This window comes from Microbacterium sp. EST19A, assembly GCF_019969685.1.
Lineage (GTDB): Bacteria > Actinomycetota > Actinomycetes > Actinomycetales > Microbacteriaceae > Microbacterium.
In genome coordinates this window covers 914,325-937,945 of sequence record NZ_JAHXYZ010000001.1, presented here as the reverse complement: position 1 = coordinate 937,945, position 23,621 = coordinate 914,325, and the positions used below count along the sequence as shown (strand labels likewise).

The 23,621-nt window shown below is 68.9% G+C and carries 24 protein-coding genes and 1 tRNA gene; 9 read left to right on the top strand and 16 right to left on the bottom strand.

Going from position 1 to position 23,621, the window contains the following annotated elements:
- The first annotated feature begins 5 nt into the window (after window positions 1-5).
- Window positions 6-1,172 (top strand): ROK family transcriptional regulator, encoded by a 1,167-nt coding sequence (locus tag LC452_RS04640; protein ID WP_223622858.1) that lies wholly within the window; start codon window positions 6-8, stop codon window positions 1,170-1,172.
- A 98-nt stretch (window positions 1,173-1,270) separates the two neighbouring features.
- Here the strand turns inward: LC452_RS04640 and LC452_RS04635 are convergent, their stop codons facing one another.
- The 11 genes from LC452_RS04635 to LC452_RS04585 all read right to left on the bottom strand — a co-directional run bounded on the left by LC452_RS04635 (window position 1,271) and on the right by LC452_RS04585 (window position 14,584).
- Entirely contained in the window at window positions 1,271-2,899 is a 1,629-nt protein-coding gene (locus tag LC452_RS04635; RefSeq protein ID WP_223622857.1) for an extracellular solute-binding protein, read from the bottom strand.
- Window positions 2,900-2,951: 52 nt separating this feature from the next.
- Complete coding sequence (locus LC452_RS04630; RefSeq protein ID WP_223622856.1) at window positions 2,952-3,929, bottom strand: carbohydrate ABC transporter permease; 978 nt, start codon at window positions 3,927-3,929, stop codon at window positions 2,952-2,954.
- Window positions 3,926-4,900, bottom strand: a complete 975-nt coding sequence (locus LC452_RS04625) for a sugar ABC transporter permease (protein WP_223622855.1) — start codon at window positions 4,898-4,900, stop codon at window positions 3,926-3,928. The genes LC452_RS04630 and LC452_RS04625 overlap by 4 nt, the downstream gene beginning before the upstream one ends.
- Window positions 4,901-4,977: 77 nt before the next feature.
- The gene (locus LC452_RS04620; RefSeq protein WP_223622854.1) at window positions 4,978-7,146 is read right to left on the bottom strand and encodes an alpha-galactosidase; all 2,169 of its coding nucleotides are present in this window, start codon (window positions 7,144-7,146) and stop codon (window positions 4,978-4,980) included.
- A gap of 46 nt (window positions 7,147-7,192) precedes the next feature.
- Complete coding sequence (locus tag LC452_RS04615) at window positions 7,193-7,912, bottom strand: GntR family transcriptional regulator (protein ID WP_223622853.1); 720 nt, start codon at window positions 7,910-7,912, stop codon at window positions 7,193-7,195.
- 5 nt (window positions 7,913-7,917) lie between these two features.
- Window positions 7,918-8,940, bottom strand: coding sequence for an aldo/keto reductase (locus LC452_RS04610; RefSeq protein WP_223622852.1), 1,023 nt, complete (start codon window positions 8,938-8,940; stop codon window positions 7,918-7,920).
- Window positions 8,937-10,076, bottom strand: a complete 1,140-nt coding sequence (locus LC452_RS04605) for a mandelate racemase/muconate lactonizing enzyme family protein (RefSeq protein ID WP_223622851.1) — start codon at window positions 10,074-10,076, stop codon at window positions 8,937-8,939. Before LC452_RS04605 ends, LC452_RS04610 begins: the two co-directional genes overlap by 4 nt.
- Entirely contained in the window at window positions 10,073-10,939 is an 867-nt protein-coding gene (locus LC452_RS04600) for a carbohydrate ABC transporter permease (protein ID WP_223622850.1), read from the bottom strand. The genes LC452_RS04605 and LC452_RS04600 overlap by 4 nt, the downstream gene beginning before the upstream one ends.
- Complete coding sequence (locus LC452_RS04595) at window positions 10,932-11,894, bottom strand: carbohydrate ABC transporter permease (RefSeq protein ID WP_223622849.1); 963 nt, start codon at window positions 11,892-11,894, stop codon at window positions 10,932-10,934. Before LC452_RS04595 ends, LC452_RS04600 begins: the two co-directional genes overlap by 8 nt.
- Before the next feature lie 13 nt (window positions 11,895-11,907).
- Window positions 11,908-13,161: an ABC transporter substrate-binding protein gene (locus LC452_RS04590; RefSeq protein ID WP_223622848.1), complete on the bottom strand. Its 1,254-nt coding sequence runs from the start codon at window positions 13,159-13,161 to the stop codon at window positions 11,908-11,910.
- Between the two features lie 76 nt (window positions 13,162-13,237).
- Entirely contained in the window at window positions 13,238-14,584 is a 1,347-nt protein-coding gene (locus LC452_RS04585) for an alpha-L-fucosidase (protein WP_223622847.1), read from the bottom strand.
- A gap of 86 nt (window positions 14,585-14,670) precedes the next feature.
- Between LC452_RS04585 and LC452_RS04580 the strand changes: the two genes are divergently transcribed.
- From LC452_RS04580 to LC452_RS04570, 3 genes are read left to right on the top strand one after another with little or no spacing between them, the layout of a single operon-like run.
- The gene (locus LC452_RS04580) at window positions 14,671-15,999 is read left to right on the top strand and encodes an alpha-L-fucosidase (protein WP_223622846.1); all 1,329 of its coding nucleotides are present in this window, start codon (window positions 14,671-14,673) and stop codon (window positions 15,997-15,999) included.
- A gap of 13 nt (window positions 16,000-16,012) precedes the next feature.
- Window positions 16,013-16,342 (top strand): L-rhamnose mutarotase, encoded by a 330-nt coding sequence (locus LC452_RS04575; RefSeq protein WP_223622845.1) that lies wholly within the window; start codon window positions 16,013-16,015, stop codon window positions 16,340-16,342.
- A gap of 52 nt (window positions 16,343-16,394) precedes the next feature.
- Window positions 16,395-16,973 carry a DUF2165 domain-containing protein gene (locus LC452_RS04570; RefSeq protein ID WP_223622844.1) on the top strand — a complete coding sequence of 193 codons (579 nt, stop codon included), beginning with the start codon at window positions 16,395-16,397 and terminating at the stop codon, window positions 16,971-16,973.
- Between the two features lie 2 nt (window positions 16,974-16,975).
- Here the strand turns inward: LC452_RS04570 and LC452_RS04565 are convergent, their stop codons facing one another.
- Both LC452_RS04565 and LC452_RS04560 read right to left on the bottom strand, forming a co-directional pair.
- Window positions 16,976-17,656, bottom strand: coding sequence for a histidine phosphatase family protein (locus LC452_RS04565; protein ID WP_223622843.1), 681 nt, complete (start codon window positions 17,654-17,656; stop codon window positions 16,976-16,978).
- A gap of 9 nt (window positions 17,657-17,665) precedes the next feature.
- Complete coding sequence (locus tag LC452_RS04560) at window positions 17,666-18,610, bottom strand: SDR family NAD(P)-dependent oxidoreductase (RefSeq protein WP_223622842.1); 945 nt, start codon at window positions 18,608-18,610, stop codon at window positions 17,666-17,668.
- Window positions 18,611-18,700: 90 nt separating this feature from the next.
- Here LC452_RS04560 and LC452_RS04555 point away from each other — a divergent pair, with 90 nt between their 5' ends.
- Window positions 18,701-19,240 carry a TetR/AcrR family transcriptional regulator gene (locus LC452_RS04555; protein ID WP_223622841.1) on the top strand — a complete coding sequence of 180 codons (540 nt, stop codon included), beginning with the start codon at window positions 18,701-18,703 and terminating at the stop codon, window positions 19,238-19,240.
- Between the two features lie 14 nt (window positions 19,241-19,254).
- Here the strand turns inward: LC452_RS04555 and LC452_RS04550 are convergent.
- Window positions 19,255-19,328 (bottom strand) — tRNA-Gly (locus tag LC452_RS04550).
- Between the two features lie 103 nt (window positions 19,329-19,431).
- Between LC452_RS04550 and dcd the strand changes: the two genes are divergently transcribed.
- Together dcd and LC452_RS04540 are read left to right on the top strand one after the other, a co-directional pair.
- Window positions 19,432-20,037 carry a dCTP deaminase gene (gene dcd, locus LC452_RS04545; protein ID WP_223622840.1) on the top strand — a complete coding sequence of 202 codons (606 nt, stop codon included), beginning with the start codon at window positions 19,432-19,434 and terminating at the stop codon, window positions 20,035-20,037.
- A gap of 1 nt (window position 20,038) precedes the next feature.
- Window positions 20,039-20,476: a hypothetical protein gene (locus LC452_RS04540; RefSeq protein WP_223622839.1), complete on the top strand. Its 438-nt coding sequence runs from the start codon at window positions 20,039-20,041 to the stop codon at window positions 20,474-20,476.
- Here LC452_RS04540 and LC452_RS04535 read toward each other — a convergent pair.
- A complete protein-coding gene (locus LC452_RS04535) occupies window positions 20,460-21,401 on the bottom strand; it encodes an alpha/beta fold hydrolase (protein WP_223622838.1) in 942 nt (313 codons plus the stop codon). The two genes, LC452_RS04540 and LC452_RS04535, sit on opposite strands and share 17 nt — an antisense overlap.
- 73 nt (window positions 21,402-21,474) lie before the next feature.
- Between LC452_RS04535 and LC452_RS04530 the strand changes: the two genes are divergently transcribed.
- Window positions 21,475-22,122: a TetR/AcrR family transcriptional regulator gene (locus LC452_RS04530; protein ID WP_223622837.1), complete on the top strand. Its 648-nt coding sequence runs from the start codon at window positions 21,475-21,477 to the stop codon at window positions 22,120-22,122.
- A 60-nt stretch (window positions 22,123-22,182) separates the two neighbouring features.
- Here LC452_RS04530 and LC452_RS04525 read toward each other — a convergent pair whose 3' ends face one another.
- Window positions 22,183-22,962 carry a hypothetical protein gene (locus LC452_RS04525; protein ID WP_223622836.1) on the bottom strand — a complete coding sequence of 260 codons (780 nt, stop codon included), beginning with the start codon at window positions 22,960-22,962 and terminating at the stop codon, window positions 22,183-22,185.
- Between the two features lie 103 nt (window positions 22,963-23,065).
- On the opposite strand from LC452_RS04525, the gene LC452_RS22035 reads away from it, so the two are divergent.
- The gene (locus LC452_RS22035; RefSeq protein ID WP_223622835.1) at window positions 23,066-23,617 is read left to right on the top strand and encodes a MarR family winged helix-turn-helix transcriptional regulator; all 552 of its coding nucleotides are present in this window, start codon (window positions 23,066-23,068) and stop codon (window positions 23,615-23,617) included.
- The last annotated feature ends 4 nt before the right edge of the window (window positions 23,618-23,621 follow it).

Here is a 23,621-nt window from a genome sequence, read left to right as displayed (position 1 = left end):
CTTCGATGGACCACGACACCGCCGCACGCACCTCCCTGATCCGTTCCGCTTCGGATGCCGGGTCGAAGGTGTTCGCGACGATCCTCACGCGCAGTCCCATCAGTCGCATCGACATCGCGCGGCACACCGGACTCTCGCAGGCCGCCGTGACCAAGGCCGTCTCGCCGCTCGTCGCCGCGGGCCTCGTCGACGCGCCCCCGGCCGCGCACCGGGACGGCAACCCCGGGCGACCGGTCGCTCCCGTCTCGATCGTGTCCGAGGCGATGATCATGCTCGGCGTGAAGGTCAACGTCGACGAGATCATCGCGGTCGCCACCGACCTCGGCACCGCCGTGCTCGCGGTCGAGCGCCGGCTGCTTCCGCAGCACGATCCGGATGCCGTCCTCGAGGCCATCGTCGATGTCGTCGGCGTGCTCGAGGCCGCCCTCGGCGACCGCTCCACCGCGATCGCCGGTCTCGGCGTCTCGGTCTCCGGCGACGTCGACACGCAGGCGGGGGTCGTGCGGGAATCGGCGATCATGGGCTGGCGCGACGAGCCGTTCGGCGCGCGCCTGCAGGAGCGGCTCGGCAGGCCCGTGACCCTCGAGAACGACGTGCACGCGCTGACCGTCGGCGAGCACTGGTTCGGGGTGGGGCTCGGCACCGCATCGTTCGCGATCGTCACGATCGGCCGCGGCATCGGCAGCGGACTGCATCTGAACGGCCAGGTCGTCACGGGTGCTTACGGCGTCGCCGGCGAGATCGGCCACCTGCCGCTCGCCGACCCGCAGCGGATCTGCCCGTGCGGACGCCAGGGCTGTGTCGAAGCCGTCGCCTCGACCGCCGCGATCGAGGCGACCGTGTCGGCCGCGCACGGGCGGGAGATCGCGATCGACGAGGCCGTGCGTCTCGCGCACAGTGGCGATCGGGCCGCCGAGGACGCGTTCCAGGAGGCCTCGGCCATCATCGGCACGGCCATCGCGACCCTCGTCAACCTCACGGGGCCTGAGCTCGTCATCATCGGCGGCGAGGGCGTCTCGAACTTCGACCTCTACGACGCCACGCTGCGCAGCGCCTTCGAGGCGCATGCCTTCGGGGCTGCCGCGCGCTGCCGCATCGTCGTGCGCCCGCACACCTTCGAGGACTGGGCCCGCGGCGCCGCGGCGGCCGCGATCCAGTCCCTCGTGCGCTGAGTCTTCGCGCGCGGCATCCGACCCCGCTCCCGCATCCGCCCCCGGCACGCAGAACTGCCCGGCGGGATCATCCCGCCGGGCAGTCACCGCTCTCGTGATCAGAGCGCGTCGTACAGGGCCTGCTCCAGCTCCAGGTAGCGCTCGACGCCGAGACCGTTCAGGTCGTCGATGTACGCCTGCCAGGCTCCGTCGTCGTTGATGTCGCGCTGCCCGGTGGCGAACTCCGCCTGCGCCTGCGTGATGTAGGTCGCGATGTTCGTCTGGAGCTCGGCGATCTCCGCCGAGGTGTCCGGGTCGGGCCACAGCCTGCCGTCGGGGAACAGGAGGTCCTCGTCGGGCGCGAAGGGCTCGTACAGCTGCGACGCCTCGAGCAGACGGCGCTCGTAGCCGTCGGGCGAGTAGACGTCCTCGGGTACGACCTGCGAGTTGCGGTACTCGAGCGAGTCCCAGTACTGACCCATCGAGCGCCACGAGGCGTTGGACGTCTCGTCGTAGGTGAGCGGCTTGAAGGTCGGTTCCAGCTCGGGGTCGAGGGCGATGTCGCCGTCCTCGGCCGGGACCCAGGCGTCGCCTTCCGGCCCCATCGCGCCGAGTCGGTCGCCCTCGTCGGTCACCAGGTAGTCGATGAGCTTGATCGCCTTGATGCGCTCGTCCTCGGTCGACTTGTTCGTGAGGGCGAACATGCCGAGCGGGCTGACCTGATCCCGGTAGGTGGCGAACTGCGTGCCGTCGGGGCCCTTGACCGGCGCGACCGCGTCGTAGTGCTTGTCGCGTCCGTCGGGCGAGTCCGCCGTGACGATCTCGTACGGGTGCAGCACGGCGGCGGCGCCGAGGATCTCGGCATCCGCGTTGTCGCCGAGCGCGCGCAGCGCGTCGCCGTTCTGCGTGAAGGATGCCGTGTCGATCAGCCCCTCCTCGGCGAGCGACGCGATGTACTGCAGTCCCGCGCGCCAGCCGTCGGACGTCGCCGACAGCTCGACCTTGCCGTCGTCCATCACCATGGGCGGCGGGCTCGACGGGCTGCCGTACGGCGCGTAGGTGAACGCGTTCATGAGGTAGTTGATCACCGGTTCGGATGCCGAGGCGCTGAGCGCGACCTCGTCGGCCTGGCCGTTGCCGTTCGGGTCGTCGTTCTTGAACGCTCGCAGCACCTCACGGAGCTCTTCCGTGGTCGTCGGCGCCTCGAGGCCGAGGTTGTCGAGCCAGGTGGTGTTCATCCACAGCTTCGACGGGTAGGTGCAGTGGAAGCACTCGGTGAACTGCGTGATCGCGTAGATGTGCCCGTCGGGGGCGGTGACCGACTGCTCCCAATCGGGCTTCTCCTCGAAGCGCTTCTTGAGGTTCGGCGCGTACTCGTCGATGAGGTCCTCGAGCGGCACGAGCACGCCCTGCTGCCCGTACTTGAGCACCTCGCTGCGCGAGAAGGCGTCGACCCACGGCACGAGGAAGTACGCGTCCGGGTAGTCGCCGCTCGCGAGCGAGACCTGTCGCTTCTCGCCTGCGACGCTGCCGTCGTAGGTCGTGGTCTGCCAGTCGAAGTCGATGTCGAACTTCTTCTCGACCAGCTGGGTGAACGCGTTGTCCTTGAGCGAACCGTTGTCGCCCTGCGGACCGAACGCGACCAGCTGGCCGTTGTCGTCACTCGGCGACGTGCACGCGGCCAGTGCCGCCGTCGCCAGGGCCAGCACGCCTGCGGCGGCCACCCCTCTGATGATGCTGTGTCTCATTGCCGGAATCTCCTTTGCCCGGTTAATGGGTGATGTGGTGGGTCTGTGGGGGTCAGCCCTTGACGGCGCCGACCATGATGCCCTTGTTGAAGTACTTCGCGACGAACGGGTACGCGACGAGCATCGGGATGGTCGCGATCACGACCGTGGAGTAACGGAGCAGGTCGGCCAGCTCGCGCCGGCGGAGCTGCTCGGCGACATCACCGCCGCCGCCTGCATCGTTCAGGATGAGCAGGCCGCGCAGCACGAGCTGCAGCGGCTGCAGGTCGGCATCGCGCAGGTAGAGCAGGGCGTCGAAGTAGGAGTTCCACTGCATGATCGCGTACATGAGCGCGATCACGGCGATGAGCGGCTTCGCGAGCGGCAGCACCACGGTCCAGAGGATGCGCAGTTCGCTCGCGCCGTCGAGCTGGGCGGCCTCGTAGACCTCGTCGGGCACCGCCGAGCGGAAGTACACGATCGCGATGATGACCTGCCAGACGCCGATCGCGTTGGGCAGCAGCATCGACCAGCGGGTGTCGAGCAGTCCGAGGGACTGCACGACCAGGTACATGGGGATGACGCCGCCGCTGAACAGCATCGTGAAGACGACGCCGCCGGTGATGACCTTGCGTCCGACGAGCTGCATGCGCGACAGCGGATAGGCGATCGCGACGGTGCCGAGCACGCTGATCGCGGTGCCGACCACGGTGTAGAAGATCGAGTTGCCGAAGCCGCGGAGGATCGCGGGGTTGCGGAGCGCTTCCTCGTAGCCGCGGAAGGTGAAGTCGACCGGCCAGAACAGCACACGGCCGGACGACACGGCCTGCGGGCTCGACAGGGAGCTGGCCACGATGTTCAGCAGGGGCAGCAGCACGACCAACAGGAAGACCGAGAGCAGGATGTAGGCCGCGACGATGAAGACGCGATCGGCTCTGGTCTCCTTGACCTTCACGCCGCGCGTGAGCGGGTCGCGCCGACGACGTGGCTTCTTGTTCTTCGCGACGACGATCTCCTCGGTGAGGAGCGCCTCGGTGTTGATCGTGGTCACCACAGTCCGTTTCCCGTCACTCGCTTGGAGACGCCGTTGACGACCAGCAGCAGCACGAGGCTGATCAGGGCGTTGAAGAGCCCGATCGTCGCTCCCAGACTGAAGTTCGCGTTCAGGATGCCGGTCTTGTAGACGTACGTCGGGATGATCTCGGATGTCGAGAGGTTGAGGGCGTTCTGCAGCAGGAAGGCCTTCTCGAACCCGATCGCCATGATGTTGCCGACACCCAGGATGAGGATGATGGTCGCGGTCGGGAGGAGGGCGGGGATGTCGACGTTCCAGATCTTCTGCAGGCGGGTCGCCCCGTCGATCTTGGCGGCCTCGTACAGGGAGGTGTCGACCGAGGCGAGGGCGGCGAGGTAGATGACCGCCGAGTAGCCGGTGGTGGTCCAGATATCGGTCGCGACGTAGATGTGGCGGAAGAAGTCGGCGTCGGCGAGCAGGTCGACCTGGCCCGCCCCGAAGAAGCTGAGGGTGCGGCCGAGGAGCCCGACTCTGGGCGAGAGCAGCAGGATCGTCATCGACACGACCACGACGGTCGAGATGAAGTAGGGCGCGTAGGTGACGAGCTGCACCGTGCGGGTGAAGAAGCGCAGCCGCACCTCGTTGAGGGCCAGCGCGAGGATGATCGGCAGCGGGAAGCTCGCGATCAGCGTGTAGCCCGCCAGCAGGAAGGTGTTGCCGACGAGCCGCGGGAAGACCGGGTTGCGGAACAGGTTGGCGAAGTTGTCGAAGCCGACCCAAGGGCTGCCCCAGACGCCGTCGATCGGGTTGTAGTTCTTGAACGCGATCACCGCGTTGGCCATCGGCACGTAGCGGAAGATGATGAACCAGATGATCGGGATCAGCAGCAGCAGATACAGCTGCCAGTAGCGGCGCAGGCTCCGGACGAAGCGGGAGCGCCGTCGGGGAGCCGGGGCCGGCGTCTCCGCCGTCTCGGCGGAGAGGTCATGCTCGACACTGAGCGTCATGGCTACCTCTCGGGTGGATTACTTTACATCGTAATATAACTCTGCCTGGGGCCGAGCGCAACCCATTCCGGCGAGGCTCAGGCCCCGACGGCCTGGAGGTGCAGCAGCATCCCCTGGCTGGGGTTGAGCACGGGCAGCGGGAGCCCCTGCTCCAGGACGGCGCCGGTGCAGATGAGGTCGTCATCGGCCTGCAGCCATGCCGGATCGTCGACCTCGTGCCGACTCGCGGCGCCCACCTCCTCTCGCACCCGCACGCGGTAGAGCGTGCGCGGATCGAGTCCGGGGATCGGCACGCGCGCCGTGTGGGCCATGCCGTTCGTCGCGGTGCGCACCCAGGCGAAGATCGCCTCGCGGCGATCGTGCGCAACCACGCCGTGCAGGATCGTGCCGTCGTCGACCGCGTCGGCGCGCACCGTGACGCCGGTGTGGATCAGGCCGCGCACCTCCTTGTAGAGAGCGGCCCAGGCGGCGATCGCGCGGCGCTCCTCGGGGTCGGCCTCGTCGATGTCCCACTCGATGCCGGCGTGGCCGAAGAGCGCCGTGACCGCGCGGAACGAGAACGACGCGTGCCGGTGCGTGGTGTGCGACTCGGTGGGGCCGACGTGCGAGCCGATGAGCTCGGGCGGCAGCAGGGTCTGCGTCCAGCGCTGGATGCTCTGCCGCTCGATGGGGTCGTTGCAGTCCGAGGCCCAGACGCGATCGGTGCGCGCCAGGATGCCGAGGTCCACACGGCCGCCGCCGCTCGCGCAGGACTCGATCTCGAGCTGCGGATGGCGACGACGGATCTCGTCGAGCACGCGGTACACGCCGAGCGTGTGCTCCCGCACGCGACGGTCGCCGTGCGCGCCCAGCGCCGCGTGCAGGTCGCGGTTGTGGTCCCACTTCACGAAGTCGACCGCGGAGTCGGCGATGACCTCGTCGAGGCGTTCGATCACATAGGACGCGACGTCGTCGCGGGAGAAGTCGAGCACGAACTGATGGCGCGACTCCAGCAGTCGCGATTCGCCCAGGAGCCAGTCCGGATGCGCACGCGCGAGGTCGGAGTCGGGGTTCACCATCTCGGGCTCGAACCAGAGGCCGAACTGCATGCCCAGCTCGTGGACCCGGTCGGACAGCGGCCGCAGACCGCTCGGCCAGACGTCGCCGTCGACGAACCAGTCGCCGAGTCCGGCGTGATCGTCGCGGCGGGCGCGGAACCAGCCGTCGTCGAGCACGAACCGCTCCACGCCGAGCTCGGCGGCGGAGGCGGCGAGGGCCGAGAGCTTCTCGAGGTCGTGGTCGAAGTACACGGCCTCCCAGGTGTTCAGCAGCAGCGGACGGGGCGACCGGGGATGGTCCGCACGCGAGCGGATGAAGGTGTGCAGTCGCGCGGTCACGCCGTCGATCCCCTCGTCGCTCCAGACGAACAGCACCTCGGGCGCCCGGTAGGTGTCACCGGGCTGAAGGCGCACCTCGCCGGCATCGACGAGCTCGCCGGAGCCGAGCACCGAGCGGTGCACGCCCGCACCCTCGGGGAGCCGCTCCACCAGAGTCTCCTGGTTGCCGCTCCACGCCAGGTGCGCCGCCCAGATCTCGCCCGAGCGGAACCGGAAACCCGAGGTGCCGGCCATGGTGAGCATCGATGCGTCATGACCGGGACGGCCGCGGCGCGACGAGCGCAGCCAGGTGCCGTCGTGAATGGTCGATCGCTGGGGAAGCCGCTCGTTCGTCCAGCGGCCCGAGAAGTCGAGCACCTCTTCGGCGCGGGCGGGCAGGGGGAGGAGTGCGCGGGCGGCGCGGATGTCGATCGCCCGGTCGGCCGTGGCGTTGCGGATCTCGATCGCGGCGTGGAGGATGCCGGCCGCGTCCAGTTCGTAGGCGAAGACGGCGTCGGCGAGTGAGGCCGCATCGCGGAGGGTGAAGCGCACGCGTGCCACCTCGGCATCCGTGTCGATCAGCGTGAAGCCGTCGACGACGGCATCCGCGGCATCCGCCTCGATCGCGGGAGTTCCCGACCACCCGTGCGCGCGACCGGCGGCGATCGAGAACGAGCGCGGGATGTCGATCGAGGCGTTCATCACGGCGGGGGCCGCGGTGGCGAGCAGGCCGGCGACGTCGGCGTCGTCGAGCGCCCGACCCCAGTGCACGAGTGCCGGCGCGCCGAAGGCGTCGGCCGCGAACACCACGCTGACGCCTCCGCGGCGGAGGTGTGCGAGCGGAGGCTTCCCGAGCGACGCGACGCGGGGGAGGCTGATACTTGACGTCATGAATTAATCATCCGGGTTCGCCGGACGCACCGCAACCCGCAGCGGGTCAGCGGTCGGACTGATCCTCGCCCCGACGCGCGAGGATGGGGCCGAGGCGGTGATACGAGTTCTCGATGTGACGGCGCATCGCCGATGCGGCGGCATCCGGATCGCGACGGCGGAGCGCGTCGAGGATCTGCTCGTGCTCGTTGACGGTGTCGTCTTCGAAATCGTGACGGAAGTTCAGCCGGTACAGGTGCATGTGCGACCGCAGCCGGACGATCGCCTCCGAGAGCAGCGGGCTGAGAGCCCGGTCGGCGATGAGGTGATGGAAGCGCAGATCTTCCTCGATGAAGCGCCGGTAGTTCTGGAAGTTCTCGTCGTCATCGGGGGCGGATGCCGTGCGCATCTGCCCGACCGAGTCGGACAGTTCCGCGGCGGTGGCGTCGTCGAGGTTCGCCGATGCCCGCCTCGCGGCCTCCGGCTCGAGGAGCTCGCGCATGTCGTAGAGGTCGCGCAGGCCGGCGGCATCGAGCAGAGGAGCGGCCACGTAGCCCTTCAGTGCGCGCTTCGCGACCAGTCCTTCCGACTCCAGCCGGGTGAGAGCCTCGCGCACGGGCGTCGGCGACACGTCGAGATCGCGGGCCACCGCGTCGATGTTCACGCGTGCGCCCGGCTCGATCACCCGGTCCATGAGGAGTCCGAGGACGGCGTCGTACACGTCGTCGACGAGGGCGCGTCGCGCGGGGAGCGCCCGGGGGCTGCGATCCACGTCGTCGCTGAACATGAGTCTCATCGTACGGGTAGCTCTTCGCTCGCCCGGGCGCGGACAGGGCGAAATCCGACGAGTCCCCGCTCCGCCAGCTCATCCCAGACGGCATCGGGAACCGACCGGGCCGCGAGCATGCTGTTGCGTGTCACCTGCTCCGCGCTCGCCCCGCCCGTCACCACGGCGGCCACGGCGGGGTGGGTGAGGGGGAACTGCACCGCGAGCTCGGGGAGGGTGCGCCCGTGACGGCGGGCGACCGCGGAGATCGACCGCGCCCGCTCGACGACCGCACTGCCGGCCGGGCCGTAGTCGAACGTCGCGTCCGCACCGGGGTCGTCCGTCGCGAGGATGCCGGAGTTGAAGACCGCCGCGGCGAGGACCGACACGTCGCGCTCGATCGCGAGCGGCAGCAGATCGTCGGCGGCGGACTGGTCGAGGAGCGTCCACCGCCCGGCGACCATCATGACGTCGGAATCGGTCTCGGCGATGAAGCGCGCGAGCATCGCGCTCTGATTCATGCCGGCACCGAAGGAGGTGATCACGCCCTGGTCGCTCAGCTCGCTCAGCGCGGGAAACGCGCCGTCGAGCGCCTCGCGCTCGTATTCGTCAGGATCGTGCACGAGCACGAGGTCGATGCGGTCCAGGCCGAGACGCTCGAGAGAGGCCTCGATCGATCGCAGCACCCCGTCGCGCGAGTAGTCGCGCACACGCCGGTGGTCGGCCGGCACGGCGAAGAGGTTCTCGGCGTCGGTGCGACCCGCGGCATCCTGTGGCACGAGCAGTCGGCCGACCTTCGTCGACACGACGTACTCGTCGCGCGGCAGCGCGCGCAGGCTCTCGCCGAGTCGGCGTTCCGCCAGGCCCAGTCCGTAGTGCGGGGCGACGTCGAAATAGCGGATGCCGCCGCTCCAGGCTGCGGGGACGATCTCCGGCCAGGCGTCGTCGGCCAGCGCCTCATACAGATTCCCCAGCGATGCGGCGCCGTAGCCGACGGGAGGAGCGGTCAGGCCGCCGCGTCCGATGCGCACCGGAGCGGATGCCGTCATCCGACGCTCAGCCGCTCGAGGGCGTCGTCGTCCCAGGCGATGCCGAGGCCCGGCGCCGAGGGAGCCCAGCCGCGCCCGTCCTCGATGCGCAGTTCGTCGGTCGTCACGGCGCGCAGCTGCGGGATGTGCTCGAGGTAGAGCGCGTTCGGGATCGCGCAGACGAGTGAGACATGCAGCTCCATGAGGAAGTGCGGGGCGACCGGCACGTTGAAGGATTCGGCGAGGTGCGCGATCTTGAGCCAGGGCGTGATCCCGCCGACGCGGGCCACATCGGGCTGCACGATCGACGCCGCCCCGCGCTGCAGGTGCTCGCGGAAGTGGCCGAGCGAGTACATGCTCTCGCCGACCGCGATCGGCACCGAGGTCGAGCGCGCCAGCAGGCGGTGCCCCTCGACGTCCTCCGCGGGGAGGGGCTCCTCGAACCAGAACACGTCGACCTGCTCGAAGAGCCGAGCACGACGCACCGCCTCCGAGACGGTGAACGACTGGTTCGCGTCGACCATGATGTCCATGCCGGGGCCGACCGCCTCCCGCACGGCGCGGAGCCGGTCGAGATCCTCATGGCCGCGCGGCATCCCGACCTTGATCTTCACCCCGCCCATGCCGCGGTCCTTCGCCTCGACGGCCTGCGCGACGAGCTGATCGGTCGTGAAGTGCAGCCAGCCGCCCTCGGTGTCGTACATCGGCACGGAGGGCGAGGCGCCGCCGGCGGCGACCCACAGCGGCAGACCTGCGCGACGGGTTCGCGCATCCCACACGGCTGTGTCGACCGCGGCGAGGGCGAGCGCCGTGATCGGCCCGACCGTCGTGGCGCGTGTGACGCCGAAGAGCGCACGCCACACCGCCTCGGGCCGCTCGACGTCGAGGCCGATCAGGGTCGGCAGCAGGGTCTCGCGCAGCAGGCTCAGCACCGCCCCGCCGCCCGTCCCGATCGTGTAGCTGTATCCGACGCCGTCCGACCCGTCGGCGGTGCGCAGGCGCACGAAGATCGTCTCCTGCTTGACGAAGGACTGCAGCGCGTCCGTCCGCGGCATCTCGACCGGGAGGTCGCACAGCCGGGCGGTCGCGTCGACGATCCGGCTCCCGAGGGTGAGCGCCTCCGCGCCGTCGAGAGTGAGCTGTCGTGTGTTCATCATCGTCCTCCGAGTCCGCCCAGGGTGACCCCTTTGATCAGTTGCCTCTGCAGCAGCAGCACGAGGATCAGTGAGGGGATGACGGCGAGAGTGGACGCCGCCATCAACAGCGACCACTGCGTGCCGAACTGTCCTGTGAACATCCCGAGTCCGAGGGGCACGGTCGCCATCTCCTGCGTGTTGATGATGATCAGGGGCCAGAGATACGAGTTCCAGTAGCCGATGAACGAGAACACGGCGAGCACGCTGAGCGGCGCGATCAGCTGGGGCATGAGCACCGACCACAGGGTGCGCAGACGCGAGGCGCCGTCGATCAGGGCGGCCTCCTCGTACTCGATCGGGATCGTCAGGAAGAACTGCCGCATGAGGAACGTGCCGAACGCGGTGAACGCGAACGGGATGATCAGGGCGCCGTAGCTGTCGTTCCAGCCCCAGCTGTTGATCATGATGAACAGCGGCACCACCAGCACCTCCTGCGGCAGCACGAGCGTCAGCACGAACAGCAGGAACAGCTTGTCGCGGAACCGGAAGCGCAGCCGCGAGAAGGCGTAGGCCGACAGCACCGCGACCACGACCGAGAGCGCGGCTCCGGCGATCGCGACGAAGAGCCCGTTGAGGATGAAGCGCCCGAAGGGCACGACCGTCCAGGCCTCGACGAAGTTCGCCCAGCGGATCTCGGAGCCGAAGATCTGCGGTGTGGCCGTGAAGACCTCGTCCTCGGGTTTCAGCGCGGTGAGGAACATCCAGATGAACGGGAACGCGAAGATCAGCGCGACGATCGCGATCCCGGCGGTGTTCAGCCAGACCTTCACGGATGCCCGGCGCTGATGCGCTCGCCGGGGCAGACTCACTCGGACGTCACTCATAGTTCACCCACTTGCGCTGGCCGACGAACTGCAGGGCCGTGATGAGCATCACGACGAGGAACAGGATCCACGCGAGCGCGGAGGCGTAGCCGAGCCGGTCGAAGACGAACCCGTTGCGGTAGAGGTAGAGCACGAACGTGTTGGTGCTCTCGCCCGGTCCGCCCTGCGTGAGGAACAGGGGCTGCACGAACACCTGGAAGGCGCCGATCATCGTCATCGTCGAGCAGAAGAAGAGCGACGGCGACAGCAGCGGCAGGATGATGAACCGCAGACGCTGCCATGCCGAGGTGCCGTCGATGCGGGAGGCCTCGAGGAGCTCCTTCGGGATGGCGCTGAGGCCGGCCGACAGCACGATGACGTTGTAGCCGAACGACTGCCAGACCGACATCGCGATCACGGACGGGAGTGCCCACGCCGAATCCGAGAGCCAGTTGGGCCCGTCGATGCCGACGGTCGCGAGCATCGAGTTGACGAGCCCGTCCTGCGAGAGCAGCAGCCGCCAGACGAGAGCGTTGGCGACCATCGGCGTGATGACCGGGAGGAAGAAGATCACCCGCCACGCCCCGGCCGCCTTCATCCGCGTGTTGAGCCACAGGGAGATGACGAGCGCGACGAAGAGGTTCAGCGCCGTGTAGACGACCGCGAAGATCACCGTGTTCCCGAGCACCGTGTAGAACGTCGGGTCGCGGAACAGCTTGAGGTAGTTCTCGATGCCGATGAAGTCCGGGCTGCCGAACAGCTTCCAGTCGAAGAGGCTGATGAAGGCCGATCCGAACAGCGGCGTCAGGATGAAGAGGACGAAGCCGATCATCCCGGGGGCGAGGAACGCCACCGCGATCCAGCCCTGACCTCGGCGGCGGGGCAGTCGCGGAACCCGCGGGGCGGGGGCGCCGGTCGGCACCCCCACCCCGCCGGGCAGCGCAGAGGAGGCCGCGGCCTCTCTCCGTTCGCTCATGATCGCCATCCGCTCAGCCCTGCACCGAGTTCTGGATCGTCTCCATGATCTCCTCGGCGGTCAGCTCACCCCGGTAGCCCTGCACGCCGTACTGCGTCATCAGGGTCTCGACCTGGTTCCAGGTCGGGGTGGTGCGCTGCGGGGTCGCGTTCGAGAGCAGTGCCTCGACGACCTCGGAGGCGCCTTCCGTCTTGCCCTCGGCCCAGGCGGGCAGGGCTTCGATGCGCGCGGGCACGATGCCACGGGCCTCGGCCTGCTTCTCCTGCACGGAGAGCGAGGTGAGTGCGGTGATCGCGGCGAAGGCCTCGTCGGGGCGCTCGCAGTTCGCGGCGATGCCGAAACCGGAGCCCGCGGTCATGGCCGCCGCCTCGCCGCTGGTCGACGGCACGATCGTGACGCCGAGCGTGAAGTCGGCCGTCTCGGCGAAGCTGCCGTACATCCACGGTCCTTCGATGAGCATCGGCACCGCGCCGCTCGTGAAGGCCTGCTGCGAGACCTCGGAGCCGTCGGCGGCCTCGGGTGCCTTCGCGACGCCTTCGACCGAGACCAGGTCGAAGAAGCTCTGCATCTGCTCGACGAAGTCGGGGTTGGTCAGATCGAGTTCGCCGTCTTCGGTGACCGCGGGAACGCCGTCGGCCAGCGACCAGGCGTTGGGGATGAAGATGCCGGGTGCGAGGGCGAGCCCCTTGTTCTCGCCGTCGGTGAGGGCCTTCGCGTCGGCGATGAACTGGTCGCGGGTGTACTCGGCGCCCGGCAGCTCGAGACCGGCGGCCTGGAAAGCCTCCACGTTGTAGAACAGCACGATCGGCTCGGCGTCGTAGGGGATCGCCCGGATCGTGCCCTCGACGGTCATGCCGCTGAGCATCGAGGCGTCGATGTTGTCGACGTCGAAGCCGCTCTTCTCGATCAGCTCGTCGAGCGGCATGAGCAGATCGCCGAGCTCCTGTGCACGGGCGGCCTGCGTGGTGAGCAGGCACGGCGGGTTGGAGCCGGAGAGCCGGGTCTTGACCTTGGTCCAGTAGTCGTTGAAGCTCGGTCCTTCGACGCTGATGTCGAGGTCGGCGTCTTCGGCCTGTGCGCCGGAGATGAAGTCGGCCCATTGGGCCTGATCGCCTTCGCTCGCGGCCCAGGTGTAGAGCACGAGGGGTCCGCCGGCTTCGCCGCCGCCGCCCGAGGCGCCGGCGCAGCCGGCAAGCGTGAGGGCGGTGAGACCGGCGGCGCCGGTGAGGATGAGGCGCTTCGCGCGCCGCTTCGAGACTGCATTCATACTGACTGCCTCCTTCGTTGGATGCTGCTTTCGATGCGTGGGTGTGGGGGTACTGCTCGGGTGAGTGCTGCTCGGGTCAGTCGTCGGAGAAGTCGATGGCGATCACGTCGACCAGGGCGCCGCTGGGCGCGGGGGCGACGATGCGCAGCTCGCCGGACTCGTCTCCGGCCGTGGACGCTTCATGCACTTCGAAGCTCGCGTCGTGCTGCAGCTCGAGATCGTCGGCGAGGCGGTGCACGCGGGTGATCCGACGCACGGGAAGTCCGCGCACGATGATCTCATCGACGGGAAGCGCGGTGAGATGCAGGTAGAGGCGCCCTTCGCGAGCGGTGCTGGGGCCGTGGAAGTCGATGCCCTGCGTGGGCTCGACGCCGAGCACGGACTCGCCGTGGTCCTGCATCCATTCGGCGAACTCCTGCAGGCGCTCGTTCTCGATGTCCGGCAGCGTGCCGTCGGGACCGGGGCCGACGTTGAGCAGGAGGTTGCCGCCGCGCGCCACCACGTCGATGAGCGTCACGAGCAGCGAGCGCGCCGACTTCTCGTTGTCCGGTCCCTTGCGCCAGGCCCAGTGGTCGCCGATGGTCAGGCACAGCTCCCAGGGGCCGGTGGGCACGGTGAGCGGGAAGCCCTGCTCGGGAGTGCGGTAGTCGCCCTGGCCGGGCAGGCGATCGTTGATCACGACGTCCGGCTGCAGCTCCTTGATGAGGCGGCGCAGCCCCGGTGCGGTCCACTCGGCGGCCGAGCGCTCCCAGTCGCCGTCGAACCAGAGCAGGTCGATCGTGCCGTAGTTCGTCAGCAGCTCGGTGAGCTGTGCGCGCACGTACTCGAGGTACCGGTTCCATTCCTCGGCGCTCGAGCGGCGGTGGCGGTCGGTGGCGTCGGGGGTGTCGGCGAACTCGGGGAGGCCGGCGGCCGGCCAGTGCTCGAGCTTGTAGGGCAGATCCTCGTCGCGGAACGCAGGGTAGTCGGGGTGGTTCCAGTCGGGAAGGCTGTAGTAGATGCCGACCTTCATCCCCTCGGCGCGCACCGCGTCGACGAACTCACGCGTGATGTCGCGGCCGAACGGTCCGTGCTCGACGCCGAAGTCGGACTCCGCCGTGAAGAACATGTTGTACCCGGCGTGGTGGCGGGCGGTGAAGACGACGTAGGTCGCGCCGGCTGCCTTGACGCGGCGGGCCAGGTCGACCGCATCCCACGCCGTGGGATCGAACGTCGGAGCCGTCGCCTGGTAGCCGGCGACCGTGACCGCGTCGTCCACGGCATCCACTCCGGGAATGATCGAGCGGCCGACCAGCGGCCAGGAGATCTCGATACCCTGCTGCGATGCCTGGTCCCAGTGCACGAAGATGCCGAAGCCCGCGCCGCTGAACCACTCACCGCCGGGGATGCGCTCGGTCGTGCGGAGGAAACCTGCGTCCGTCATGGAACTCTCTCCTTCGAGGTTCGGATTTCCTATAGGATACGTGATAGATGATCCGATCCACAAGGGTGTGAAGGAAGGGGCTGATGATGGCCATGTTCAAGCCGGATGCCGTGCGGCCCGAGGCGTATCGAGAGTTCGAGCGGCCGCTCCCCGAGTGGTTCCGAGGGGCGGCGCTCGGGATCTTCGTGCACTGGGGCCCGTACTCGGTGCCCGCATGGGCGGAGCCCACGGGTGAGCTCGGAGCCGTGCCGCGCGAGCAGTGGTACGCGCACAATCCCTATGCCGAGTGGTACGCGAACACCATCCGCATCGAGGGTTCGCCCGCGCGTGAGCATCAGCAGAAGGCGCACGGCGGCGCGCCCTACGACGACTTCCTGGATCAGTGGAAGGCCGAGGACTTCGACCCCGACGAGGTGCTCGCCGTGGTCGCCGCGACGGGGGCCGGGTACTTCATCCCGACCACGAAACATCATGACGGCGTGACCCTCTGGGATGCACCCGCCACCGACGGTCGCAACACCGTCGCGCGCGGTCCGCAGCGCGACCTGATCGGCGCCTTCGCCGACGCGACCAGGGCGGCCGGGCTCCGCTTCGGCGTCTACTACTCCGGCGGGCTCGACTGGCACTTCTCCGACCTGCCGCCCATCGAGCACGACGACGACCCCGCTCCCGATGATCCGGCCTACGCGGAGTACGCGCACGACCACGTGATCGATCTCATCGACCGCTATCGACCCGACATCCTGTGGGGCGACATCCGCTGGCCGGCCGCGGGGATCGAGCCCGGGCCGAAGAGCCTCGCCCACGCCTTCCGCACCTTCTACGACGCGGCGCCCGACGGTGTCGTCAACGACCGGTGGGGCGAATCCCACTGGGATTTCCGCACCAGCGAATACGTGCACGGCACGGCCGTCGAGGTCGGCGAGGCCTGGGAGAACTGTCGGGGCATCGGGCTGTCGTTCGGACACAACCGCAACGAGACGAGCGCGCAGCTGCTCTCCGCCGACGATGCCGTGCGTCTGCTCGTCGACGTCGTCTCGCGCGGCGGCAACCTGCTGCTGAACATCGGCCTCGAAGCATCCGGCCGCATCCCCGATCTGCAACGGCAGACGCTGGAGGGGATCGGCGACTGGAACAGCCGATACGGACACGCCGTGTTCGGCGCGCACCCCGAAGAGCGGCTGCGGCCGTCGGACGAGCCCTGGCTGCGGTGGACCCGCTCCGGCGACGAGATCCATGCGGTGATCGATCAGCGCGGAAGCGTTCGGCTGCCCGATCCGGAGGGCGTGCTCGACGAGGCGACCGCGCGGATCGGCGACGCACGAGTCACTGCGTCGCGCGCGGACGGTGCCATCCTGGTGGAGACGGCGGATGCCGCGACGCCGGTCGCGATCTCCTTCCGCCCCCGCAACTGACGAAAGGCTCTGCATGCGCATCGCTCTGCACTCCGAGATCCGCGACGGCGCGATCGACGACTATCGCTCGCACCACGCCCGCATCCCCGACGCCCTGGCTGCGACGTTCGCCCGCATCGGCATCCGCGACTGGACGATCTGGCGCTCGGGGCACCGCCTCTTCCACCTGGTCGAGTGCGAGGACTGGGATGCTGCGCTCGCGGCTCTGGCCGATGATCCCGCCGACCACGCGTGGCAGGCCGAGATCGGGCCGTTCGTCGAGCTCTTCCGCGACGCCGACGGCGCCGAGGGGTTCGTGCCCCTCGAGGAGGTGTGGGACCTTCGGGGACAGGTCGACGGCTGACGGTGATCTGAAGGTCTGGCATCGCATCGCCGTCCTCCACTATCTTGTGGCCATGACCGACGCTCGCACAGGGGTCGAACCCCGCTGGCACGTTCTCGGCTCGCTTCCGTTCGCGGCCGCCGCACTCGTTCTCGTGAACGGGCTCTACATCTTCCTCGTCGCCCTGGGCAACATCACGGACTACGGCACGAACTTCGATTTCGTGCAGCACGTCCTCGCCATGGACACCACCAACTTCGGTCAGGACGCCGGCAAGGGCCTCGATCCCGACGTGATGTGGCGTGCGATCACAGATCCCGTGATCTGGAACATCGCCTACATCGGCGTCATCGTCTGGGAGTCGGCCAGCGCCATCGTCCTGATCGTCGCGGTCGTGTTCTTCGTCCGCGGATTCTTCGGCCACGGATTCCATGCCGCCCGGGTGTGGTCGTCGGTCGGACTGGTCATGATCATCCTGCTGTTCGTCGGCGGCTTCATCTCCATCGGAGGGGAGTGGTTCCAGATGTGGCGCTCCACTGCCTGGAACGGTCTCGATCCCGCGTTCCGGAACTCCGTCATCGCCGCCATCGGACTGGTGCTGATCCATCTCCCGTCACCGCGGTGGGAGAGAAGGGCTCAGATCGAGGTCTGACGTCAGTCGAGGTCCTCGGCGGTGAGCGAGCCCATCGGGTCTTCCGTCGCGGGGTCGGCGAGAGGATCGAGCTGGGGGCCGCCGATCGGATTCGACGACCACTCCAACAGCTTCCAGGAGCCGTCGTCCTCGCGTTCCACCAGTGCACTGCCGGTGTTGTGCAGCTCGATGTCGGAGCTGAACAGGTCGCCCATGTTGTGGCACCGCCCGCCCACCCAGACGCGGATCGCGGCGCCGTGGCTGACGATGACGGGATGCGGGCCGCCCGACGTCAGAGCCCGCTCGACCGCGCCGTCGAACCGCTCGAAGAACTCGTGGCCGTTCTCGGCTCCCGGCATCCGCACGTCGAGGTCGCCGCTCGCCCATGCCCACGCGACCTCGATGTAGCGCGTGAAGGAGGCGAAGCCCGCTGCCATCTCGTCATCGCCGGCGTCGATCTCCCGCACGCCGGGATCGATCACGGGCGTCAGGCCGCGTTCCTCCGCGAGCGGTGCAGCGGTCAAAGAGGTGCGCACGAGGTTCGAGACCGTGATGCTGCTGATCTCGCGATCCTTCAGCGCTCCGGGGATCGCGTGCGCCTGCCGGCGCCCGAGCTCGGTGAGTCCGGGGCCCGGAGCCCCGGTGTCGAGTAGTCCGAGGACGTTCGACGGTGTCTGAGCGTGACGGATCAGGAGCAGACGCATGCCTCCATCCTAGAAACCTGCGGTGACATCCAGCGGTATGCGGACTCCGGCGAGCTCCTCGAGCTGCTCCCACACGCTCGCCGCGGTCTCGGTGGGCGGGGTGAAGGTGCGGGCGAGGGGTTCGATCTTCACGGGCAACCCGCGCAGTCGCCCGGCGGGCGAGTAGTAGTCGCCGCTCTGCGCGTCGGGATCGGTGAGTGCGCGGACGGCTGACCATGCCGCCGTGTCCTTGCCCTGCGCCCACGGCGTGTACGGATTGCGCTGGTAAGGCGTCGACCGATCACGGATGCCGGCCCGCTGCGGCGTCTTGGCGTCGACCCCCACACCCGGGCGCACGACGAGGGAGGCGACGGGAAGTTCGCGTTCGAGCAACCGTCGGTGAAGCTCGAAGGCGAAGACCTCGGTCACGGTCTTCGCCTTCGTGTAGGCGGCGATCGAGACACGGGGGGTCGCACGGACATCATCGACGCCGACGCGGAACTGCTGGACGAAGCCGGTCGACGTGTGCACGATCCGGCTCGCCGATCCGTTCGCCTGGCCGTTCGCCACGAGAGACGGCAGGATGTCGGCGATCAGGCGCACGTTCGCGACCACGTGCGTGCCGAGGATCAGCGGGATGCCGTCGACCGTCGCGGCGTTGCCTCCGGTCATCGCTCCGCCGTTGAGCAGGATGCCGTCGACACGGGGAAGGGTGCGGAGTTCCTCGGCCGCGCGCGTCACGGAGTCGAGTGAGGCGAGGTCGATCGCGACCGTCTGCACGACGGCTCCGGGAATCCGCTCGAGGATCGATGCTCTCGCGAGCTGCATCTTCGGCTCCGAGCGCGACGCGAGCACGACCTCGGCGCCGGCCGCGGCGACCTGTTCCGCGGCGAAGTACCCGATGCCCGCGGTGGATCCGGTGATGACGATCGTGCGGCCCGTCTGGTCGGGCAGGTGTGCGGGGTCCCAGTTCATTTCATGCCTCTGCTCTCAAGCGGATGATCTATCCGTTTCGAACGATAGCACAAGTGGATGAACTATCCACTTCGCTGCTACGATGGACGGATGGCACAGATTCGAGCGGATGCGGCCCGCAGCCGTGCACGGATCCTCGAGATCGCGCGGGCGCACGATGCCGGCACGCTGCGGCTGAACGACGTCGCTCGGGACGCGGGCGTCGGAGTCGGTACGGTCTATCGGCACTTCCCGACCGTCCATGCCCTGGTGGAGGCGCTGTCTTCCGAAACCCTCGAGCGCATGTCCGTGATCGCTCGCACCGCCGCGCAGCATTCCGATCCGGGTCAGGCTCTCTCCGAGTTCCTCGGCGCCGCACTGGCGCTGCAACTCCAGGACGGCGGACTGCAGGCGGTGCTGCTCTCTCCCGATGACGAGGACGAGGCGGTGCGCGCGATGAAGATCGAGATCTTCGCCGCCTTCGACGGTGTGCTGCAGCGCGCCCGCGACGCGGGCCTGGTGCGCGCCGACCTGACGATCTCGCAGATCGAGCACCTGATCTGCGGCGTCGAGCACGCGGTGCGCATCGGTGCCCCCGAAGACCGGGAACTCTTCCTCGAGATCCTGCTGGCCGGCATCCGTCCGCGCTGACGCGAACGATCCTGTGGAGGGACTGACGGGAATCGAACCCGCGCTATCTGCTTGGGAAGCAGAAGTTCTGCCATTGAACTACAGTCCCGAACCCGCATCCGAGGAACGGGTGATCGCAAGCCTACCCGCAGGCCGCTCGAAGGCCAAAGCCCGGGCGACGCGAGCCGATACCGCCCGACTAGGCTGAACCCGTGCTTCTCAGCGATCGCGACATCAGGGCAGAACTCGCATCGGGCCGCGTCGGCCTGGAACCGCACGAGCCGGAGATGATCCAGCCGTCGAGCATCGACGTGCGCCTCGACCGGTACTTCCGACTGTTCGACAATCACAAGTACCCGTTCATCGATCCCGCCGAGGATCAGCCCGAGCTCACGCGTCTCATCGAGGTGAAGCCGGACGAGCCGTTCATCCTGCATCCGGGCGAGTTCGCGCTCGGAGCGACGTATGAGCAGGTCACTCTTCCCGACGATGTCGCCGCGCGCCTCGAGGGAAAGTCCTCGCTCGGCCGCCTCGGCCTCATCACGCACTCGACCGCGGGATTCATCGACCCGGGATTCACCGGCCACGTGACCCTCGAGCTCGCGAATGTCGCGACCTTGCCGATCAAGCTCTGGCCCGGGATGAAGATCGGACAGCTCTGCTTCTTCCGGCTCACCTCGCCGGCCGAGAACCCGTACGGCTCCGGCCCCTACGGCAACAGGTATCAGGGGCAGCGGGGACCGACGGCATCCCGCTCCTTCCAGAATTTCCATCGCACGGATGTCGGCGTGACCGACATCGGAGCAGTAGGGGGCTGACATGAGTGACGGCAGCGGCACGACTCCGGACGAACCCGTGATCCCGCCCGCGGATGCCGTCATCCCGCCGCCTCCGCCGGAGATCCCGATCCCCGAGGGACTGCTCACCCCGCCGCCGTCGGAGATCCCCGTGCCGGATGCGGTGATCCCGCCGCCTCCGCCTGAGGCGCGACTCCGTTCCGCGGACCGTCCGCGCCCCGCGATCCTCGACGGCGACCAGCCCGCCGCCGTTGCCGACGACTGGTCCAAGCCATCCGTCGCGCCCGAGGTTCCGACGTCGGGCGGCTACCGCGGACTGACCATCGCGATCTTCGCGTTCCTGCTCCTGCTGCTCTTCGGTGCGGTCGTGGTGGGCATCTATCTGCTGAGCTCCGGCGCGTTCCCGTTCCCGGTTTCCGACGCTGCGGCCGTGCCGTTCGCGATCACGCCGCTGTTCTGACGTCGGCCTTCGAACCGGGCTCCCTCTTCGCCGGGCGACTTCTCGGGGTGTCCGTGCCGAGCGCGTCGACAGCCGCGAGCCCGCCGGTCACCATCGCGACGACCGCGTCGAGCGTGGCATCCGCCGACAGCACGGTCGTGTGGCCGAAGCCGTCGGTGCGCAGCAGCCGCGAACGCTCGCCGTGGGTGGCGTGCAGGCGCAGCGAGTCGGCATCCGGCATCCGGCGATCGCCGCGATCATGCACGACCAGCAGCGATGTACCGGCGGGGAGCGGATGCTGCGCCGCATCGGACAGCGCTCCGGTCGTGGTCTCCTCCGCACCGAACCGTCGGCGGAACCGGGCCTTCATGTGCTCGGTCGTCGCGCGGTCGAGCCGGAACTCGCGCACGAACTCGTCGATGAACGCGTCGGGACCCGCCCCGCCGGCGATCGCGATCAGGGTCGGCGTCGGCACGCTCGATCGCGCGGCCGCCAGTGCGGCGAGGGCGCCGAAGGAGTGCCCGACGATCGCCGCGAACGGTCCGTGGATGGTCTGAAGCTCCTCCGCCAGGGCGACCCAGTCGCGCACGTCGGTGCGGCGGCCCTTCGATGCGCCGTGCGCGGGCGCGTCGAACGTGACCACGCGGAAACCCTCGAACACGAGCTCTCGCACGAGTGGCGCGAACTGCGAGGCCCGACCGCGCCAGCCGTGCAGCAGCAGCACGGTACGCGGGCCCGCGCCCCACTCATAGCCGACGACCTCGATGCCGCGCACGGTGAGGCGACGGTGTCGAGCCTCGCTGTGGGTGGTGGCATCCCAGTCGCGCACCTGCATCCGGGGGCCGGCCGCGAAGAAGACCCGGAGCGCGAGCGCACCGGCGAGGGCGGGTGAGACCGCAGCGGTGGTGCGGATGCCGCGGGCGATGAGCGTGGGCAGGGACGACATGATTTCTCCTTCGCCGAAACAATACGAACGATCATACGTATAGTAGGCGAACGATCGTTCGTATACTAGAGGGATGTCGGATAACGCAGTGCTGGACGGCCGGAGGGCCCGTGGCGATGCCTCGCGCCGCGTGGTGCTCGAGAGCGCGACCGACCTGGCGTCGGTCGACGGACTCGACGGGCTGACCATCGGGCGACTCTCCGAGGCGTCCGGCTACAGCAAGAGCAGCATCGCGACGCTCTTCCAGAGCAAGGAGGGGCTGCAGCTCGCGACCGTGGCGGCTGCCCGCGAGATCTTCGTGGCGCAGATCATCGGACCGGCTCGCTCCGAGCCTCGCGGTGTGCGTCGACTCGCCGCGCTGATGCGCAACGGTCTCATCTACTCGCGCGACCGTGTGTTCAGCGGAGGGTGCTTCTTCGCCGCGACCGCGGCCGATGTCGACTCGAAGCCCGGCCCGGTGAGCGATGCCGTGCGCGCGGGACTGTCGGACTGGTACAGCTATGTGGCCATGCAGATCCGCTACGCGGTCGACGCGGGCGAGATCGAGGTCGACGACATCGAAGTGCTCGCCTTCGAGCTGATCGCCCTCGATGACCAGGCCAACTCCCGCTCCCTGCTCATGCGCGACGAGCGCCCGTATGTCCTGGCCGCCGCCGCCATGCGCGGACGTCTGCGCGCCGCCGGTGCCGATGAGGAAGCGCTCGCCCTGCTCGAACTATGACGAAACGCCCCACCCGACAGTGCGTCGGATGAGGCGTCTCGATTTCGTGCGACAGGCAGGTCAGGCGTCGCGACCCCGGCTGTAGCCGGCGTCGAAGCCGCGCTCGTACGCGTTCTGCACGAACCGTGCAGCGCGGTGCGGGCCGTGACCGCGGCGACCGTGGTCTTCACGCTCGCCGTGCTCGCCATCGCGGAAGCCCGGGTGGCCGTGGCGGCCGTGTCCGCGCTCGCCGTGGCGGCACTCGTCCTCGCGACGGTCGGCGTCAGGGCCGAAGCCGTGGCCCGGGCCGAAGCCCGGACCGAAGCCGCGACCCGGGCCGAAGCCGGGGCCGAAGCCGCGACCGAACGGACGGCCGAAGCGACCGGGGAAGCCGCGGCCCTCGCCGCGTCCGCCGAAGCCGTGACGGCGTCCGCGGGGGAGAGGGGTCTCCTCGTCCCAGCCGAACGCGCGCGCGATCTTCTCGAGCGAGGCGAGGGTGGTGGCCATCTCCTCCTCGGAGACGGCGCCGTCGACCTTCGCACGGATGCCGTCGACGATGGCGCCGAGGCGCTCCTTCGCCGCGCGGCCCTCGTCGGTGAGCGTCCAGCCGTCGCCCTCGGCGACGATCCAGCCGCGCTCGACGAGGCTCCGTACCTTGTGTCCGTGCAGCTTGGGGCCGTTCAGCGGACGATGAGCCGGGGCGGTTCCGTCGATGACGTTGAGGATCCGCCAGTCGCGGCGGCTCGCCTGCTCGGCCTCGAAGGCCGCGGCGAACTCGGCCGCCATCAGGCGGTCGGCAGCCTTCAGCCAGAAGCCGAAGGGGCGGGAACTGTTCTGGGGGTTCTGTGTATCGGTGTTCATGGGTAGTCCTTAGATGTCAGTGTGCATGTGCTTGTCACATGTCATGTATATGTAGTGTGACATGGAATACGGATCCATGTCAAGTCGCATGTAAAATCGGATCGTGACCACCGAACCGAACGACCCCGCCGAAGCCATCGCCCAGGCCCTCTCCCGGCTACGCGGACGTCGCCTCGGCGGCGCCCCCGGCGGCCGTGGTCACGCCGGTCCCCACGGCTGGCCCGGCGGACCTTCCGGCGATCACGGCGACCACGGACCCTTCGGTCGCCGCGGCCACCCCGGCATGCCGCCGTGGATGGCCGACCCCTCGGGACGCATGGCCGGCCCCGCCCGAATGCGGATGCTGGAGGCTCTCGCCGCGGCATCCGCTCCGCTCAGCGTGAGCGCTCTCGGCGAGGCGATCGGCGTCGATCAGCCCCGCGCATCACGGCTCGTGCAGCAGGGGGTCGAGCGGGGGTTCGTGCGTCGCGAGGCCGATCCCGACGACGCCCGCCGCACACGCATCGCGCTCACCGACGAGGGCCGGCGGATCGCCCGCGGCATGCGCGGCGAGCGGCGAGAGATGCTGACCGGAGCGCTCGCCGCCTTCACCGACGAGGAGCGCACCGAGCTCGCGCGGCTGCTGAACAAGCTCGCCGACAACTGGCAGCGCTGACCCG

Excerpts from the sequence above, each read along its gene's own strand:
- LC452_RS04525 (WP_223622836.1), bottom strand. The coding sequence starts at position 22,962 with ATGAACACCGATACACAGAACCCCCAGAACAGTTCCCGCCCCTTCGGC.
- LC452_RS04535 (WP_223622838.1), bottom strand. The coding sequence starts at position 21,401 with ATGTCGTCCCTGCCCACGCTCATCGCCCGCGGCATCCGCACCACCGCT.
- LC452_RS04540 (WP_223622839.1), top strand. The coding sequence starts at position 20,039 with ATGAGTGACGGCAGCGGCACGACTCCGGACGAACCCGTGATCCCGCCC.
- LC452_RS04590 (WP_223622848.1), bottom strand. The coding sequence starts at position 13,161 with ATGAATGCAGTCTCGAAGCGGCGCGCGAAGCGCCTCATCCTCACCGGC.
- LC452_RS04560 (WP_223622842.1), bottom strand. The coding sequence starts at position 18,610 with ATGAACTGGGACCCCGCACACCTGCCCGACCAGACGGGCCGCACGATC.
- LC452_RS04585 (WP_223622847.1), bottom strand. The coding sequence starts at position 14,584 with ATGACGGACGCAGGTTTCCTCCGCACGACCGAGCGCATCCCCGGCGGT.
- LC452_RS04610 (WP_223622852.1), bottom strand. The coding sequence starts at position 8,940 with ATGACGGCATCCGCTCCGGTGCGCATCGGACGCGGCGGCCTGACCGCT.
- LC452_RS04600 (WP_223622850.1), bottom strand. The coding sequence starts at position 10,939 with ATGAGTGACGTCCGAGTGAGTCTGCCCCGGCGAGCGCATCAGCGCCGG.
- LC452_RS04605 (WP_223622851.1), bottom strand. The coding sequence starts at position 10,076 with ATGATGAACACACGACAGCTCACTCTCGACGGCGCGGAGGCGCTCACC.
- LC452_RS04595 (WP_223622849.1), bottom strand. The coding sequence starts at position 11,894 with ATGAGCGAACGGAGAGAGGCCGCGGCCTCCTCTGCGCTGCCCGGCGGG.
- LC452_RS04635 (WP_223622857.1), bottom strand. The coding sequence starts at position 2,899 with ATGAGACACAGCATCATCAGAGGGGTGGCCGCCGCAGGCGTGCTGGCC.
- LC452_RS04530 (WP_223622837.1), top strand. The coding sequence starts at position 21,475 with ATGTCGGATAACGCAGTGCTGGACGGCCGGAGGGCCCGTGGCGATGCC.
- LC452_RS04625 (WP_223622855.1), bottom strand. The coding sequence starts at position 4,900 with ATGACGCTCAGTGTCGAGCATGACCTCTCCGCCGAGACGGCGGAGACG.
- LC452_RS04570 (WP_223622844.1), top strand. The coding sequence starts at position 16,395 with ATGACCGACGCTCGCACAGGGGTCGAACCCCGCTGGCACGTTCTCGGC.
- LC452_RS04565 (WP_223622843.1), bottom strand. The coding sequence starts at position 17,656 with ATGCGTCTGCTCCTGATCCGTCACGCTCAGACACCGTCGAACGTCCTC.
- LC452_RS04620 (WP_223622854.1), bottom strand. The coding sequence starts at position 7,146 with ATGACGTCAAGTATCAGCCTCCCCCGCGTCGCGTCGCTCGGGAAGCCT.
- LC452_RS04555 (WP_223622841.1), top strand. The coding sequence starts at position 18,701 with ATGGCACAGATTCGAGCGGATGCGGCCCGCAGCCGTGCACGGATCCTC.
- LC452_RS04575 (WP_223622845.1), top strand. The coding sequence starts at position 16,013 with ATGCGCATCGCTCTGCACTCCGAGATCCGCGACGGCGCGATCGACGAC.
- LC452_RS04640 (WP_223622858.1), top strand. The coding sequence starts at position 6 with ATGGACCACGACACCGCCGCACGCACCTCCCTGATCCGTTCCGCTTCG.
- LC452_RS04615 (WP_223622853.1), bottom strand. The coding sequence starts at position 7,912 with ATGTTCAGCGACGACGTGGATCGCAGCCCCCGGGCGCTCCCCGCGCGA.
- LC452_RS04580 (WP_223622846.1), top strand. The coding sequence starts at position 14,671 with ATGGCCATGTTCAAGCCGGATGCCGTGCGGCCCGAGGCGTATCGAGAG.